We start from the raw sequence: 15,824 nt of genomic DNA, 5'->3' as shown, positions 1-15,824 counted from the left end.
GTCTATTCCCTCCCCGACACAAAAGCAAAAATGGTGGATTCGCGCTCCGGAAGGCGCGTTCCGTCATATTTGTCGAATTCGAGGATGCCGCCGACCTTGCCGTCCTGGATGAAAATGAGCCGGTCCGCCCTGCATGCCGCCTTCATGTCATGCGTAACCATCACGACGGATTGCCCTGCCTGGTTTATTTCCGTCAGAATGTCCAGTACGGCCTGACCATGCTCGAAATTCAGGCTGCCCGTCGGTTCGTCGGCAAAAACGACGTCCGGCGAATTGATCAGCGCCCGGGCGATGGCTGCCCTTTGCTGCTGCCCACCCGACGTTTCGGAAGGGAGACGGTTGCGCTGGCCGGCGATATCCATGCGATCCATAAGTTGATCGGCCTTGGCGCGGACTTCGCTTTTTTTTCGGCCCGCGATATAACCGGGCAGCGAAATGTTTTCCCGAATAGGCAGGTCCGGGACGAGATTGCTGCTTTGATAAATGTAGCCGATCCTGCGGGCACGAAACTCGGACATTTTGCGCTCGGAATACCTGTCGATCTGTTCCTCGCGGAAATGGACTTTTCCCGCCGTCACGCGGTCAAGGCCGCTGAGCAGATACAGCAGCGTGGATTTGCCGGAGCCGGAGTTGCCCATGATGACGGTAAAATCCCCTTCATAAATATCGAGATCGATGTTTCGGATCGCATGGAATTGTTCCGTCCCGGTGCCGTAGGTTCTGCACAGATTGCGTGCCCGGATGAGGGGAACTTTCATTTCTTTGGACAAGCCGATCACTCCCGGTTCGTAAGTTATGCCTTCATTGTAGGCAGGGGATATTGAGAAAGACTTATCGAAATATGAATAAAGTATTACACGATGGGCAGGTCGATCCGAAAGCGGGTGCCTTTGCCCGCTTGGCTGGAGAAAGAGATGTGCCCGTCATGCGCCTCGATAATGTTTTTGCATATAGACAATCCCAGTCCCGTACCTTCATGAACGTGACCGGCTGCCGGCGATGCTTGCCCCTTGAAGTAACGTTCAAACACAAACGGCATGTCTTGGGGACGAATGCCTTTGCCGGTATCTTCGATCGCTATTATGAAACGCCACGATTCGAGCTCTGTACTGATCCGCAGAGTGTCTCCGGCTTCCGTGTGTTTAAGCGCGTTTGCAACGAGATTGGAGATGACCTGCTCCATCCTTGTCGGGTCCATGCGGATCAGCACGTTGGGAATGCGGGCAGGCCCCTCGTAGTGAAGGCCTTTCAAATGCACCATATGCCCGATGGGGGCGAGCATGGCTTCAAAGACCGGACGGCTGTAAGTCTCGCGTTTTTCCACGGAAATGTGGCCGAGCTCCTGAAGGGCATGCAGAAGCAAATCTTCGACGAGACTTGCCGTTTTATCCGCATTTGTACGCATGACTTGCATGTATTCCATAAGCGTGTCGTGATCGGGGCTTATGCCGTCCATAATGGCCTCGATATATGTTTTCAAGGTTGTAATGGGCGTGCGAAGGTCGTGGGATATATTCGTGATCAGTTCTTTTTGCGCTTGTTCTTGCCGGTTGCGCCGGTGGTGCAGGTGTTCAATTTCCGTGCGCATCAGGTCAAACATGGCATATAAATCACCGATTTCATCCGGGCGAGAATACCGGACTTGCTCGGCATAGTTCCCTTTCAGGATCGACTCCGCGTGCTGCCGCAGTTCCCTGATCGGGGAAATCAAGCGTTTCTTTACCTTTATTCTCATGATGATCAGCATCATGGCCAGCAAGAGGATGAATACGCCGCTGAGCATGAACGTATAAGGAATCGGTGCGGAATGGGCGGAAGAAAGCAACGATACAGGGACGGAAATTAAGGCATGGCCGACCTGACGGATCCCGGAGGGATCGTCCATTACGGGAAACGCAACGGTAAACGAATTTCCTTCGTTCGTTGGCAGGAGGGGAAAATCATCACCTTCTCCGTACAGCAGCGTTCGCAGATTGAGATGTTTGCCTTCCGCAGAGGGATTCGAATCCAGCAGGATTTCGCCATCCAGTGCAGCATAGGTCAACGTTATCCCGATTTCGTGGGCCAAGGAACGAAGCTTCTCCCGGAAGGCCGGATTTTTAAGCTGGTGCTGTCGGTTTTCCAATTCAAGCAGCAGTGGATTGGCAATCAATCGAAGCTGCTTGACGTACGGTTCCGTCCCGCCTGCTTCGTTGAGCGAATTCGTTTTTAGCGCAAACGGCAGGCTGCATGCGGCGAGCAGCAATAAAGTAAGCAATGCGCCGATGAGCCATCGTTTGGACCAGGCGTTCAGAGACATGTGCTTTGACTCCAATCCGGGGTTTAATCCACGTTGAATTTATAGCCTACACCCCAGACGGTTTTCAGCAGTTGGGGGTGAGAGGGGTCTGTTTCGATTTTTTCCCTTAATCTTCGGATGTACACCGTAACTGTATTCTCGTCGCCATAGGAGGCATATCCCCAAACGGCATCGAGAATTTGGGCTTTGGAAAAGACCTGGTTTTTATGGCTTGCCAAAACATGAAGCACTTCGAATTCCTTCGCGGAAAGAGGAATCTCCAAGCCGTTCCGCGTGACCCGGTACGCTTTTTTGTCGATCGTTAAGTCGCCGAACCGAAGCACATGCCCTTCAGTTCGTTCGGCTATTAGGCGGTCATAGCGGCGGAAATGGGCATTGATCCGGGCCAGCAGCTCGCTTAGCGAGAACGGTTTGGTCATATAATCATCCGCGCCAAATCCAAGGCCGAGCACTTTGTCCGTATCGCTACCACGCGCGCTGAGCATCAAAATGGGGATATTGTTCCTGCGCCGGATTTCACGGCATACCTCGATGCCATCCCGGTCGGGAAGCATGATATCCAAAATGATATAATCCGGCTGAAGCAGCTCCATCATCTGCAGCCCTTCTTCCGCCGTGCCTGCGATGGCGGTCTCATATCGGTTTTTGTTCAGATAGTCCCTTACAATGCGGGCGATATCCTGCTCGTCTTCGATCATTAACACTTTTCGTGCATCATGCATGGTTTTCGCTCCAATTCATGGAAAATCTAATATTACTATACATGGGAATGCGAAGAGAGTCATAGAGAAAATTGTTTGCCCGTTTGTTGTTAAGGAAGGGAGGCCTGTTCCGTTTCTCTGTATTCCGCCGGGGAGATGCCGAAGTGTGCACGAAATACCCGGTGAAAATAGGAGTAACTCGCGAAGCCGCATGTTTCGGCGATGTGCTCCAGCGTCATTTCGCTGTATTTGATGCGTTCCAGCGCGGCGTTCAGCCGGATTTCGATCGCATACTGGATCATCGTTTTGCCGTACTGCTCCTTGAACAGCCGCACGGCGCGCGACAAGCTTAGCCCCGCGTAACGGGCGGCCTCTTCGAGCTTGAACGTAATGGTGGCATGCTCTTCGATGTACCGCTTCAGCTTGAGCGTGGCGGAAATTTTACGATCGGTTTGCAGGTTCTCCTTGATCGCCCGGTCAATGTACAGGCACAATCCCCGGAGCAGGGCATCTTTCAACTCTGCATCCTCCTCCAACGGGCCGCGGCGTTTCTCCAGCAGCATGTTGCGCCACAGGCCAATCAGTTTGTCATCCAACCCGATTCGGTTGACCGGCGGGCGTTTGAGCCTTTTCCACCATTCGTCGATCCAAGCGCCTTCGCAGAACAGATAATAATCGCCGCTCGACAACCGCCCTTCTTTGTGAGGATCTTCCACGACCAAATGATAGTCGTCCCCGGGTTTGAGCAGCAGGAGATCCCCTCCCGACAATACGAACTCCTCATTCCGGGCGTATACCTTGCAAGAACCTTCCGTTTGCAAACGGAACAGGTAGGACTGCAAGCCGCCCCTCATATTATGGTTAAACGCTTTATAATGATAGGAGTAATCGCAGATCAATACGGCCGTCTCCAAAATAATCCAACCTTTCGCTTTAAAAAATGACCAGATAGTTCATGGTTTGACGATATTGTATATGTTCATTCTAGCCTGTTTTGAGGTAGGATGGTACCAGATAGAGCAATCCCAACAAATTGAATAGCAGAGGTGTACAGTTCATGAAAAAACTTAACATCGGTTTGCAATTGTTTACGCTCCGCAACGAGACGGCGGCAGATTTCCCTGGAACCCTGCGCAAAGTAGCCGAATTGGGCTATGAAGGCGTTGAATTCGCCGGTTACGGAGACATTCCGGCAGAGGAAATGAAAGCGCTTCTCGATGAGCTTGGCTTGAAAGGGTTCAGCAGCCACGTATCGCTGCATGCCATGCGCGAAAATTTGCAAAAAGAAATCGACTACCTCAAAACGATTGGCGCAAAATATATGATCTGCCCTTACTTGATGCCTGAAGATCGCCCGGAGACGGCGGAAGGCTGGAGCAAACTGTTTGCCGAACTGCAGCAATATGGTGCGGAAGCAGCCAAACAGGGACTGATCTTCGGATATCATAACCATGACTTCGAATTCCACGGCCAGGTCGGCAGCGAAAACGCATTCGACGCGATGTTCGCCGAGACTGCGCCAGAGGCCGTACAAGTGGAAATGGACGTATGCTGGGTACAGTTTGCGGGACAAAATCCGATCGAGTATATTCAGAAATATGCGGGCCGTCTGCCGCTGCTTCACCTGAAGGATTTCAGCAAAGACGAACAAGGCCAGATGAAAACGCTCGAGCTTGGACAAGGCGTTGTCGACCTGAAGGGAGTTATCGAAGCGTCTACGAATGCAGGCGTGGAGTGGCTGATCGTGGAACAGGACGTATGTCAGAATCCACCTCTTGAAAGCGTGACCAACAGCTACAACTGGCTGAAGCAAAACTATTTGAACCAATTCTAATCCATTGCCAAAAGGAGACTTCAAACATATGAGCAAAATCAAGGTTGCCGTATTTGGTTGCGGCGCGATCGCCCAACGCAGACACATTCCGGAGTATGCTGCCAACGAAAACGTGGAGCTTGTCGCTTTTGCCGATCCGATCGTGGAGCGTGCGGAAGAAATGGCCAAAACGTATGGCGGAACGGCCTATTCCAGTTACGAAGAATTGCTTGCCAACGAAAACGTGGATGCAGTGAGCGTATGCACGCCGAACTACCTGCACGCCCCGATGACGATTGCCGCCGCGAACGCCGGCAAACACGTATTGGTTGAAAAGCCGATGGCCAGCACAGCCGAAGAAGCGGAGCAAATGATCGCGGCAGCAAAGAAAAACAACGTGTACCTGATGGTTGGACACAACCAGCGCCTCATGCCTCCTCACGTGAAAGCCAAAGAAATTTTGGATTCCGGCAAGCTGGGCAGAGTGCTGAACTTCCGTACGTCGTTTGGTCACCCCGGACCGGAAGCATGGAGCGTGGACGGTGCAGGCAGCTGGTTCTTCCGTCAAGAAGAAGCCATTATGGGCGCCATGGGCGACCTGGGCGTGCACAAATCGGATTTCATCCGTTATTTGCTGGGTGATGAAGTCGCTGAAGTGGCTGGATTCATCAGCACGTTGGACAAAAAGGATACCAAAGTCGACGACAACGCTACATGCATCGTACGTATGAAGAGCGGTGCCATCGGCACGCTGGTAGCCAGCTGGACGCAATACAGAGCCGGCGACAACAGCACCGTGCTGTGGTGCGAGAACGGCGTGATGAAGATCGGTACGGTGGACGGCGACGAAGTTATCGTTGAATTGACGAACGGTACGGTAGAAACGTACAAAGTCGGTGCCATGGCGACGAACGAGAAGCAAGTACCGAGCGGCGTCATCGATGCTTTCGTGGAATCGATCGTTACGCAAACACCGCCTTCGATCTCCGGAGAAGAAGGACTGGCTTCGCTGAAGGTCATTCTGGCCGCATTCGAATCCGAGAAAACAGGCCAAATCGTTAAGCTGTAAGACGGAATTATCCAGATCGCTTATATATGTTCTCTTGAGGGTACCTCCAGCGTTTCTCTGGCTGGTGCCCTCTTTATGTTCTTTCTCACTAAAGACGCTTATACAGGGATGTGGGTAAACGGCTGAAAAGGAAGACGGCCCACCTGCTTGAAAGCATGGTAGACCGTGGTAATATGGCGGTTGATACGGTTGATATGGATTGCTTCGCCCTTCCAGAACCGGATTAAACGCCAGGTTTGACATCGCTCGCAAGGTCAAGCCAGGCGATTTCATCCGCTGTAAGAGTCAAGCGGGAGCCTTCATCACAGGACAGCAGCTCTTCGCGATTCTGCGCACCAATCAACGCACAGGTCGGGAAGGACTGGTTCAATACATAAGCCAGCGCAATCTGAATCGCCGTCGTATGCTTTGTCTCGGCCAATTCTCCGGCACGGCGCAGCCTTTCCCAGTTCCCGTCGCTGTAGAATACGCGCACGAGGTCGGCATTGTCGCGGACTTCGGGCGTGAAGCGGCCAGTAAAGAATCCCCGTGCTTGCGAAGACCAGGAGAGCAGCGGAAGCTGCGTCCGTTCATGCCACGCCAGCGTTTCGGCGTCTGCCGATACGCAGCCGGCCCAGAATGGTTCATTGGCTTTGGCGAGGCTCAGGTTGGGACTGCTGAAGGTGAAGCCCTTCAATCCATGGGAGGCGGCATATTCATTCGCTTCCTCAAGCCGCTGCCACGTCCAGTTGGAAGCGCCGATGGCACCGATTTTTCCGCTTTCCACATGCTCGTTAAGCGCTTCCAGAATGGCGCCGACCGGCATGTTTGGGTCGTCTCTGTGCAGGGCATACAACTCGACGTGATCCGTCTGGAGCCTCTCCAGGCTTGTCAGCAGATCGCTGCGGATCGCCTCGGCATTTACGCGAGGGCCTTGGCTGTCGTGATGGGCTCCTTTGGTGAGGATAACAATTTGGTCGCGGTTTCCCTTATCCTGCATGTAGCGGCCCAGTACTTCCTCGCTCTGTCCGCCGCAGTAGATATGAGCCGTATCCACAGTATTTCCGCCGATCGCGAGAAAGGCATCCATGTTGGCAGAAGCCTTTTCGTAGGCATCGTGAACAAAATAATCGGAACCTTTGATCAACCTGGAGATGTGTTTATCCGTACCTGCAATGTTAATGTATTCCATGAGCGTTCAGTCCTCCTTAAAGTGTGATTCGTTGACGCTGTTCTGCCGAGCGAAGACAGGCATCGAGCACTCTCATGTTGGCTACGGCATCCGACGGCGCAAAACGCAGCCGCTTGCCTTGCAGCACGGCCCTTGCCATGTCGTCCCCTTGCAGGGAATAATGGTTGACCTTCGGCACCTCGATTTCCGTGCGTTCACCGTCTTTCGTGACGTAAAAATTGGAGGTGTTGTCCAGACGGCTGATATAAGCGGATGGTACTTCAATGATCCCGTCCGAACCGAGCACTTCAAGCGTATTGCGGAAGGCGGCCCACATGCTGCTGTCGAACGTTACGCCGACATTGTCGCCAAATTCCATCAGACCGGAAGCCATCATATCGACGTGATCATGTTCCGGGGAGAACAGGCCGACGACCGTTACCGCGGTGGGTTCTTTTCCCAGCAATAGCCGTGCCGCGCTGATGGAATAACAGCCGATGTCATACAACGCGCCGCCACCCCATTCTTTGCGGAAACGAACGTTGCCGGACGAACCGGAATTGTTGAACGAAAAGGTGCTGTGAATGCCGCGGATCGTACCGATCTCGCCGCTTTCGATGATGCTGCGAATCTGATCGTATCGCGGATGGTGGCGATACATGAAGGCTTCGGCCAAATGTACGCCGGCTTGTTCGCAAGCTTGAACCATTTCGCTTGCTTCCTGTTCGTTTAGTGCCAATGGTTTCTCGCACAAAATATGTTTGCCCGCTTCTGCGGCGCGAATCGTCCACTCCCGGTGCAGATGGTTGGGGAGCGGGATATATACGGCATCGATGGAATCATCCGCCAGCAGCGCTTCGTAGCTGCCATAGGCTTGCGGAATTCCGAGGCGATCGGCAGTTTCCTTGGCTTTCTCTTCGTCCCGGCTGGCAATGGCGGCGACTTCATTCAATTCGGATTGCTGCAGGCCGGGAATGACGGAGCCTACGGCGATATTGGCGGCGCCAAGAATGCCCCAGCGTAATTTGCGATTGGAATTCATCGTGGGTATCCTCCTTTGGATAAATGTATATTGTGATTATATGAAATAGATGATTGAATGAAAATGATAATATATTGAGATTTGTTAACACGATATTGTTGGTTAGGGGGATAACGTCATGATGAGACAAACCGTGTTGCTGACGCTGCAGGATATTCCGTATTTCTGTTATCCCGAGTCGGTGGGACATTACACGGAACATCCTCAGCACAGCGTTCTGCGCGAGACGGGAGCGCTGGGCAACTTCAATATTCACTATGTGGCCAGCGGCAAAGGATACGTGGAGGAAGACGGCGTCGTCCATGAGCTCAGGGCAGGCCAGGCAGTGCTCTATTTTCCGCAGCAGCGCCAGCATTACTACAGCAGCGAGGACGATCCTTGGGATGTGCGCTGGCTGCATTTCTATGGCGACCGGCTTCATGATTACATGATCGAGAGGGGCTTGCATCGCAACCGATTGTGGACCTTGCGGCAGCGGGATTCATGGGAGGAAGCACACTTGGCATTGCTCGCGGAGGCGGAGGAGAACCGGATGCTGCGCCCGGCGCAGCTGTCCACGTTGACGTATGCCGTGCTGGCTGAATTCATCCAGCATGCGGTACCGCTTAAAAGCATGCGTACGGGCAATCCGGAAGGCCGTATTCTTGCACTGCTGCCAAGAATGCAGCAGGAGGCTTGCCAGCCGTTCCTTCTGCAGGATTGGGCCGATCTGGCGGGCGTGAGCACGTATTATTTCTGCAAGCTGTTCAAAAGCGCCGTTGAAATGACGCCGATGGAATTCATCACGCGGTCCCGCCTGCAAATGGCGAAACAGTGGTTGTTGGAACGACCTACCGCCAATATCGGACAGATTGCCGAGGAGGCCGGTTATCCGAATGCGAGTTATTTCAATCGCCAATTCATGGCACATGAAGGCATGACACCGACGGAGTACCGGGGATTGTACCATAATTAGTCTTTATTTCGGGTTATGCAGCCAGGATAGGGAACAGAGGCGTTTGACAGCATGTTTGATCAGGACTATTATGGATGCATAAAGTCCGTAACAATGAGGTGGTCTCATGAAATATTCCAAAGCAACGAACTATGCCCTGCATACGATCCTCCATCTCGTGGCGACGGAGCCGGAGGAATTGATCAGCGTCCATCAGCTTGCAGAGCTGCAAAAGGTATCGCCAACCTACTTGTCCAAAATTTTGACCAAGCTGGTCAAAGCAGGCATGATCGAGTCGACCTCGGGGGCCAACGGGGGGTATCGCCTCAGCCGGAGGAACCCGGACCCGTCCTTTCTCGACATTATCCAAGCGATCGAAGGACAGGCATCCCTGTTCGAATGCTCTCAGGACCATAACGAGAACTGTCTGATTCAGCAGGTGATGGTTCGCGCCGAAGAGCAGATGGAAAGTTATTTGGGCAATCGCAAAATGTCCGAAATCGCCTCTCAGATGAAAGACTGGAAAGCGGGCTCCCAAGGGACAATGCATTGAATCCAATACAATCGGCATATGTCATAATGAAAAATCCTTTTCGTCCTCTGTAGGAAAGGATTTTTTGTGCTTTACGAAATGTGGACAACGCTTCTCAGATTGACAGGGAGAAAAGAGAATACGACATTGTACCCATGACAAGCAGGGTGGTACAATAAGGAAGGGCAATTTTAAATACATATTCCAACAAATATCTTACATCGCTGGAGGGACAACACATGAGCCAATCAACCATCACGGGACTGGAACAACTGCTTGCACTGGAAAATATACGCAACACCAAGGCGCGTTATTGCCGACTGATTGATACCAAGCAGTGGGATGCACTGGGTGAAGTGTTCGCTCCGGACGCCGTGGCCGATTTCAGCACGGAAGGCAATCCGATCCCGTTGTTGACGGGTCGCGAAACGATCGTGCAGGTATTTAAGGATCTGGTTGATCCGGCTGTTACCGTGCATCACGTGCACGGCGCGGAAGTGGAATTCATCTCCGACACGGAGGCAAAAGTCATCTCGCCTATGGAGGATCTGGTGACGTTCCCTGAAGGAAACGAGAACAAATCGTTTCACGGATACGGACATTATCATGAAACATACGTGAACATCGACGGACAATGGGTCATCAAGTACACCAGCTTGAAACGCCTTCGTTTCGATCTGGTCGAATAGGATTGAATAAGACAAAGCAAAAAAACACCCCAAGCGGGCAACACGCTTGGGGTATTCGGGTTAGGGAAAAGGCGCCGCGTTTCCCAACTTTGCATCCGAGCAATGCCGGGACTGTGCGACGGCAATGTACAGTTCATTGAGTTTAAGCTTTGGATGCTGCTGTTTTGCGGTTCTGCATCTGCAGATAAGCCCATGAGAAGACAACGGCGCCCAAAGCAATGATTGTCATGCCCCAGAAAATCCAGGCGTACGCGGAGGACAACGAAAGCTGCTGCATGGCCGTCAGTGCCACGCCGGTCACAGCGACGCTGAAGGCTCCGCTGAAGAACTGGCTCAATTGGAACAGACCCATGCCTGCTCCGACCTCATCTTGCGTGAGGCTGTTCGACAGCTCGTTGGACACGCTCGTGGTCAAGGCGGAGAAGCCGACACTAAGCAGCACGTAAACGGCCATGATCGCGTAGAGACTGCTGCCGGCGAAAAGGGCAAAAAGTCCGGCGGCGGCCAGCAGCAGCCATGGCGCGAATTTGAGCAGCAGCGTGTTGCCGTGGCGATCGATCATACGTCCGATCCGGTTGGACATCAGCATGGACACCAGGGCACCCGGGAAAATAACCAGGCCCGATTGGGCAGGCGTCAATTCATACAGATGTGCCAGAACCTGCGGCAGCAGGAATAACGTCGCAAAGTTGTTGATGTAGGACACGATGCCGAGCGAGCTGAGCATCATGTATTTTTTGTTTTTGAACAGCGTTGGCTGCACGAACGGGTCTGCTGCCCGGCGAATGCGGATCCAGAACAGGACCAGCGAAGCAGCACCGATCACGATCGTGATCCAGCTGCGGGTGGTGAGGAACAACAGAATGCCTGTCGTTCCGATTGCCAGCAGCAAGGCGCCCCATACGTCAAAAGAACCTTTTTGCGGCATTTCGCCCGGCAACAGCCGGAAAAATACCGGAATCAAAACAAGGGTCAAGCCAGTAACGATGAACAGGTCATGCCAACCGAGGAACTCGGTGATGCTGCCTCCGATGACGGGGCCAAGCCCGAGGCCAAGCGAACTGGCTGACATGATGACGGCCATCGATTTGCCGCGGCGGTCGCTGGGGATGTAACGCGTAATCAATACGATGGCCAGCCCGGGAACGGATGCGGCGCCCGCAGCCTGAATCAGCCGTGCGCAGAGCAGGACAACGAAATGATCGCTGAAAAAGCCAAGGATCGATGCACCGCCAAGCAGGGTCAGGCCGATCGTAAAGAGCGTGCGGATTGGCACGAAGTCGGACAGGCGCGAAAACGTAATGGACGAAATGGCAAACACGATGGAATACCCGGTAACGATCCAGGATGAGGCGACGGACGACAGACGGAAATCAACCGAAATCCGGGGCAAGGCCAGATTGAACATCATCGTGTTCATCACGACGAGCACAACCGTGAAGCCCAGCAGCCCTACGATTAACCCTTCCTGAATCCCGACGGGCCTTCCTGCCGATGTTGCATTTGCGGTATTGCTCATAAGTAACCTCCTGATCCATAAATAGTTGAATATTAAATAATGCAAAATAATGAACGTTTCAGAAACGGGATGTAATGTTTGCAAAAACGTGCAATCGCAATGAAACCGATTCTGGCAATCAGGGGAAGTTTCATCGATTTAAGTTCGATTGATATCGAACATTAGAAATATATCATGGAATTGTGCTAAAATACAATGGATCTCATGTAAAAAAGGAGGCCTTTGCATGAAAATTTTACATCATCCGCAGGCCGAAGATATTGAATTGTCCACGGTCCTGCACGCACTGAGCGATCACGTGAGGCTTGGCATCGTCGTTGAAGCGTCACGCATCGGGGAACAGCCATGCAGCTATTTCCAGGCGCCTGTTGTGAAATCGACGCTGTCGCACCATATGCGGACACTGCGTGAAGCCGGAGTCATTCGGGTGCGCGTTCAAGGGACGCAGCATTTCATCACACTGCGATCCGAGGATTTGGAGGCGCGTTTTCCCGGGCTGCTGCAGCCTTTGCTGCGGGCGGCGGCCGAGTCGGTGGATAAGCAATCTTGAACGATGTCCTTTCTTCAGCCGAAGAAGGGGCATTTTTTATGTGTCAGCCAGTGTTTTCACGCCGACTGCTGCGACATTCTATGTCGTACCATGCCCTTTATAATAACGGTGAACGACAAACCAATTTAGAAAAGGGGCACCAGCATTGGCAAAAACGAAAAGAGGACGCGTATTGTGGAACCTGCCTTCCAGGGGAAGGGGAACATGTCCCGTGTGCGGAAGCACGCGCATCAAACTGTTGTACACGCAGACGAAGACGGATGGCACGAGCCTGAAAGTCTGCAAAAAATGCTCAAAAGCCGCCCAGTCCAGAGTCGATCAGGCTTAACGATGACCGGATGCAGGGAGTAGGGGGAAAGAAACCATCTATGCGTACAACCAAGGTCATTGCATGGTTTCTGCAGCGCTGGGAAAGGCAGCAAAGCACGCTGTTTTCCTTACCGTCTGAAGACTATAATAGAACACATCAATGACCAGGGAGGGAAGAACCATGAGCAACATGCACCGAATTCACTGGTTCGACGAGCAGATTCGGAGCGGCCGTTATCCAAACAGCAGCCTGCTTGCCCGGGAATTCGAAATTTCCAGGCGTCAGGCTCAACGCGACATTGAATATATGGCAGCCACCCTCCGTGCCCCCTTGGTCTACATGGCGAAATACCGGGGGTACTGTTACGAGGATCAAACTTATCGGTTACCCCAGTTATATATGACGGAAGAAGAACAGCGTGTCCTGAAATATTTGGCGCATCGATACCGCCACTACGATTATGATCGCTCTGATGCGGTGAAGCGCGTAGCCCATTTGTTGGAGCGTTTTACCGAAGAGGATTCGGAAAGTGAGGGCATCCAGGAGGCGTTCCCTTCATTTTCGGCCGCTCCAAGGCAGTTGCAATATAGGGAGCTGTTATCACATGCGATCAAAGAATCCCGCGTAGTGCACATGCACTACCAGGATCATGAGGGAGAGCGCCAATTTCCGTTTTGCCCGCTTGGATTTGTTTCAAGGTTTAATGCGGACTATGTGGCGGGTTACGAAACGGATCCACTTCAAAACATGCTGCTGCGACTGGAAGGGGTGCGCCGCATCCGATTATCTGATGAACGATTTGTCTGCGATGCAGCAGCGAATCAGTCCATCTGGGAAAGGCCGCTGCCCGTCCGCAAGCCGTTCCTGGCTGAAATCCTTCTGCCCGAAATCTGCGACGCGGATATGTGGATGGGATACCGTATTCGGGAACGAAAGGATCGGGTTCATACCATTGAATTTTATGATGCCGATACATTCGAAGAGCATCTGTTCACAAGCGAATGGGAAGAACTGCTTGCCCCAAAATGGCTCAGGCAGCGGCTTCAGAACCATATTGCACGTATGGCGGCCAGATTGGACAGGACGAACGGAAGTTGAATCCGTAGTGAAAGTGAGGGGAGCTCGCATTGGCAGATGTTATATTACAAGGCCTGAGCATGAAGCGGGAATCCAAATCCTACACGGACAGTTTGCATGCCGTATTGACCCATGCGGAATTGTTCCGTGGGCCAAAGTATGCATTATCTGGTTATACAGGCATGGCATTCAAGTTATCCATCCATGAACGACTGCTGCCGATGTCTGTGACGGCATATGGCCAGTGGGGCGATTCCCATAAGCCAGGCATGGATAATTTGGGCATATTTACGGTGTGGGACGCCGGGCGAACAAGGCATTCCACTTTTGAACATTATCAGCAAGATGCGGTGAATTGGGTTAGAAAGAGCTTGGACGAGGGGAAAGGCATCATTTATTGGATTCCCGAATTCGGAGTGATTTACGGGTATGACGATACGGATCGCGTATTCTACGTGCAGGATGGGTGGAGCGAAGAGTCCCAGGTCGTGCTGTACGATAACTTTGGACTGAATCCTACGGGGTTCTGGTACTGCCAAATCTTCGGTGATCGGGTTCAGATTGCCGAAGATCAACAGATACTTGAATCGTTGAGGCTGGCGATTGAGGACTGGGATACGCCTTATCGTCTGCTGCCGGATAAGACGATTGCTTCTGGCAGGAAGGCGCACGAAGTCTGGAGAAAAGCATTGCTTGGCGGAGAATACGATGAGGCGGGCGCGGCCTATATTCTAGATTCTTACTGCCATTCCCGGATGGAAATTCAGCATTATTTGCGTGACGCACGGCCTGTTTGCAACGGGTTGGACGAAGCGCTTGCGTGTTACGAGCAGCTTGAGGAGCAGATGTCCGAAATGAAGAGCTGCCTCTCTCGCGAACAACAGACCAAGAGCATACCACGGGAGAAGGCCCACCATCTCGCGCATTTGCTTCCGCAGGCGCAAGAGCTTGAAGAACGGGCCGTATGCATTTTCCGTCAGATCTCTGCGCGCCACCCGGACCGCAAACGTTCTACCGTACCGCGTTGGGGCACGCATTCGGCAAGATAGGAGGAAGGACCATGGGCAAAAGAAAGCTTGACCTGCCTCCCGTCATACGGGATGGCCCGGAATCGCAAACGAGGGGAACGTACTCGGCTGCATTGCATCGACTCTTAGTCCATCGAGGGTGGACATCGTTTCCACGACATATGATCGCCGGCATGACGGCGAGCGCCTTTCGGCTTGTCACGGATCGGCGTATGAGCGTGGAATCGACCACGGCGTACAACTGGATGGCAGAACAATTCGTCGCGGCAGACTTGATCGGAATTACGGCAAGCCAGTCGGCCGGATTTACGTTCGAGCCTACGTTCCCGCTTTATCGCGCACAGGCTCTGCTCGATATCAAGGCATCGATTGATCGCGGCACGGGGGCGATTCTATGGCACAATCCTTTCGTGATCGTAACCGGATACGACGATGAGGAGCAAACATTGTGGATCTGCGACAGCGACGGGGATGAACACCGCGGTTTGCCTTATGACGCATTCGGGGAGAACGGCACGCCGTACTGGTACTATCAGGTGCTCGAATCCCGAGAAACGGTGGATATGTGGGAGGTGTGCAAGGAATCGCTCATTCAGGCCGTGTTCAAATGGGAGGTGCATGATCCGATGCTGCCCCCGGAAGACTACTTCTGCGGTTCCGCGGCTTATGCCGCCATAGTGGAGGCGCTGGAAACGGGGAATTACGCACCGGAAGAGGCTGCTCTGACGTTGCGTTATTATGCCGGGTCGCGGCAGGATATGGCCAGATATGCCGCCGAACTGGAGCATCTGTCGGAACGGATGCCTTATGTCATTCAGGAATATGAACGGCTGGCCAATATTCATTCGGAAATCGAGGAGGCCATGAAAGACTCGACGGCGGCTTGGCAGGATAAGAATAAATCTCTCGTTCGAAAGGTCAGCGTATTACTCCGAAGAGCAGCGGAGACCGAACAAAAAGCGGTTGATGCAATCCGGGAGGCGTTTGCAGAGACGATCGGCAACCGTTTCGGCGATATCGGACTCAGGTAAGCGAAAGCGATGGCAGCATGTCCTGCTGCAAACAGGTTGGGAAATACCGTTAAAGGCGCAAAGCTTTGAACGGTATTTTT

General features: G+C 52.7%; 17 protein-coding genes. 10 read left to right on the top strand and 7 right to left on the bottom strand.

The window, feature by feature from the left end:
- Positions 1-2: 2 nt before the first annotated feature.
- The 4 genes from RSX24_RS24655 to RSX24_RS24640 all read right to left on the bottom strand — a co-directional run bounded on the left by RSX24_RS24655 (position 3) and on the right by RSX24_RS24640 (position 3,914).
- Entirely contained in the window at positions 3-758 is a 756-nt protein-coding gene (locus RSX24_RS24655) for an ABC transporter ATP-binding protein (protein WP_343262053.1), read from the bottom strand.
- A gap of 95 nt (positions 759-853) precedes the next feature.
- Positions 854-2,299, bottom strand: a complete 1,446-nt coding sequence (locus tag RSX24_RS24650) for a sensor histidine kinase (RefSeq protein ID WP_343262037.1) — start codon at positions 2,297-2,299, stop codon at positions 854-856.
- A 23-nt stretch (positions 2,300-2,322) separates the two neighbouring features.
- Positions 2,323-3,021: a response regulator transcription factor gene (locus RSX24_RS24645; RefSeq protein WP_343262036.1), complete on the bottom strand. Its 699-nt coding sequence runs from the start codon at positions 3,019-3,021 to the stop codon at positions 2,323-2,325.
- An 89-nt stretch (positions 3,022-3,110) separates the two neighbouring features.
- Positions 3,111-3,914, bottom strand: a complete 804-nt coding sequence (locus RSX24_RS24640) for a helix-turn-helix transcriptional regulator (protein WP_236420441.1) — start codon at positions 3,912-3,914, stop codon at positions 3,111-3,113.
- A gap of 143 nt (positions 3,915-4,057) precedes the next feature.
- On the opposite strand from RSX24_RS24640, the gene RSX24_RS24635 reads away from it, so the two are divergent.
- On the top strand, positions 4,058-4,834 hold the full coding sequence (locus RSX24_RS24635) for a sugar phosphate isomerase/epimerase family protein (RefSeq protein ID WP_236420442.1): 777 nt from the start codon (positions 4,058-4,060) through the stop codon (positions 4,832-4,834).
- Positions 4,835-4,862: 28 nt separating this feature from the next.
- Positions 4,863-5,882: a Gfo/Idh/MocA family protein gene (locus RSX24_RS24630; RefSeq protein WP_343262035.1), complete on the top strand. Its 1,020-nt coding sequence runs from the start codon at positions 4,863-4,865 to the stop codon at positions 5,880-5,882.
- Between the two features lie 223 nt (positions 5,883-6,105).
- Here RSX24_RS24630 and RSX24_RS24625 read toward each other — a convergent pair whose 3' ends face one another.
- A complete protein-coding gene (locus RSX24_RS24625; protein ID WP_343262034.1) occupies positions 6,106-7,053 on the bottom strand; it encodes an aldo/keto reductase in 948 nt (315 codons plus the stop codon).
- Between the two features lie 16 nt (positions 7,054-7,069).
- A complete protein-coding gene (locus RSX24_RS24620) occupies positions 7,070-8,074 on the bottom strand; it encodes a Gfo/Idh/MocA family protein (RefSeq protein ID WP_236420445.1) in 1,005 nt (334 codons plus the stop codon).
- A 118-nt stretch (positions 8,075-8,192) separates the two neighbouring features.
- On the opposite strand from RSX24_RS24620, the gene RSX24_RS24615 reads away from it, so the two are divergent.
- The 3 genes from RSX24_RS24615 (at position 8,193) to RSX24_RS24605 (ending at position 10,229) form a co-directional block, all read left to right on the top strand.
- Positions 8,193-9,029: a helix-turn-helix transcriptional regulator gene (locus tag RSX24_RS24615; protein ID WP_343262033.1), complete on the top strand. Its 837-nt coding sequence runs from the start codon at positions 8,193-8,195 to the stop codon at positions 9,027-9,029.
- Positions 9,030-9,135: 106 nt separating this feature from the next.
- Entirely contained in the window at positions 9,136-9,561 is a 426-nt protein-coding gene (locus RSX24_RS24610; protein ID WP_236420447.1) for an Rrf2 family transcriptional regulator, read from the top strand.
- Between the two features lie 218 nt (positions 9,562-9,779).
- Positions 9,780-10,229, top strand: coding sequence for a nuclear transport factor 2 family protein (locus RSX24_RS24605; RefSeq protein WP_236420448.1), 450 nt, complete (start codon positions 9,780-9,782; stop codon positions 10,227-10,229).
- A gap of 142 nt (positions 10,230-10,371) precedes the next feature.
- Here the strand turns inward: RSX24_RS24605 and RSX24_RS24600 are convergent, their stop codons facing one another.
- Positions 10,372-11,748, bottom strand: a complete 1,377-nt coding sequence (locus RSX24_RS24600; RefSeq protein WP_339274747.1) for an MFS transporter — start codon at positions 11,746-11,748, stop codon at positions 10,372-10,374.
- 226 nt (positions 11,749-11,974) lie between these two features.
- Between RSX24_RS24600 and RSX24_RS24595 the strand changes: the two genes are divergently transcribed.
- From RSX24_RS24595 to RSX24_RS24575, 5 genes are all read left to right on the top strand, one after another.
- A complete protein-coding gene (locus RSX24_RS24595; protein ID WP_343262032.1) occupies positions 11,975-12,298 on the top strand; it encodes an ArsR/SmtB family transcription factor in 324 nt (107 codons plus the stop codon).
- A gap of 145 nt (positions 12,299-12,443) precedes the next feature.
- On the top strand, positions 12,444-12,626 hold the full coding sequence (locus tag RSX24_RS24590; protein ID WP_236420451.1) for a hypothetical protein: 183 nt from the start codon (positions 12,444-12,446) through the stop codon (positions 12,624-12,626).
- A gap of 162 nt (positions 12,627-12,788) precedes the next feature.
- Entirely contained in the window at positions 12,789-13,706 is a 918-nt protein-coding gene (locus tag RSX24_RS24585; protein WP_343262031.1) for a helix-turn-helix transcriptional regulator, read from the top strand.
- Positions 13,707-13,735: 29 nt separating this feature from the next.
- Positions 13,736-14,734, top strand: coding sequence for a cysteine peptidase family C39 domain-containing protein (locus RSX24_RS24580; protein WP_343262030.1), 999 nt, complete (start codon positions 13,736-13,738; stop codon positions 14,732-14,734).
- Between the two features lie 11 nt (positions 14,735-14,745).
- A complete protein-coding gene (locus RSX24_RS24575) occupies positions 14,746-15,744 on the top strand; it encodes a hypothetical protein (protein WP_343262029.1) in 999 nt (332 codons plus the stop codon).
- Positions 15,745-15,824 lie beyond the last annotated feature (80 nt).

It is taken from the genome of Paenibacillus hubeiensis, assembly GCF_032334105.1.
GTDB lineage: Bacteria > Bacillota > Bacilli > Paenibacillales > Paenibacillaceae > Paenibacillus > Paenibacillus hubeiensis.
This window is presented reverse-complemented; position numbering and strand designations above follow the sequence as displayed.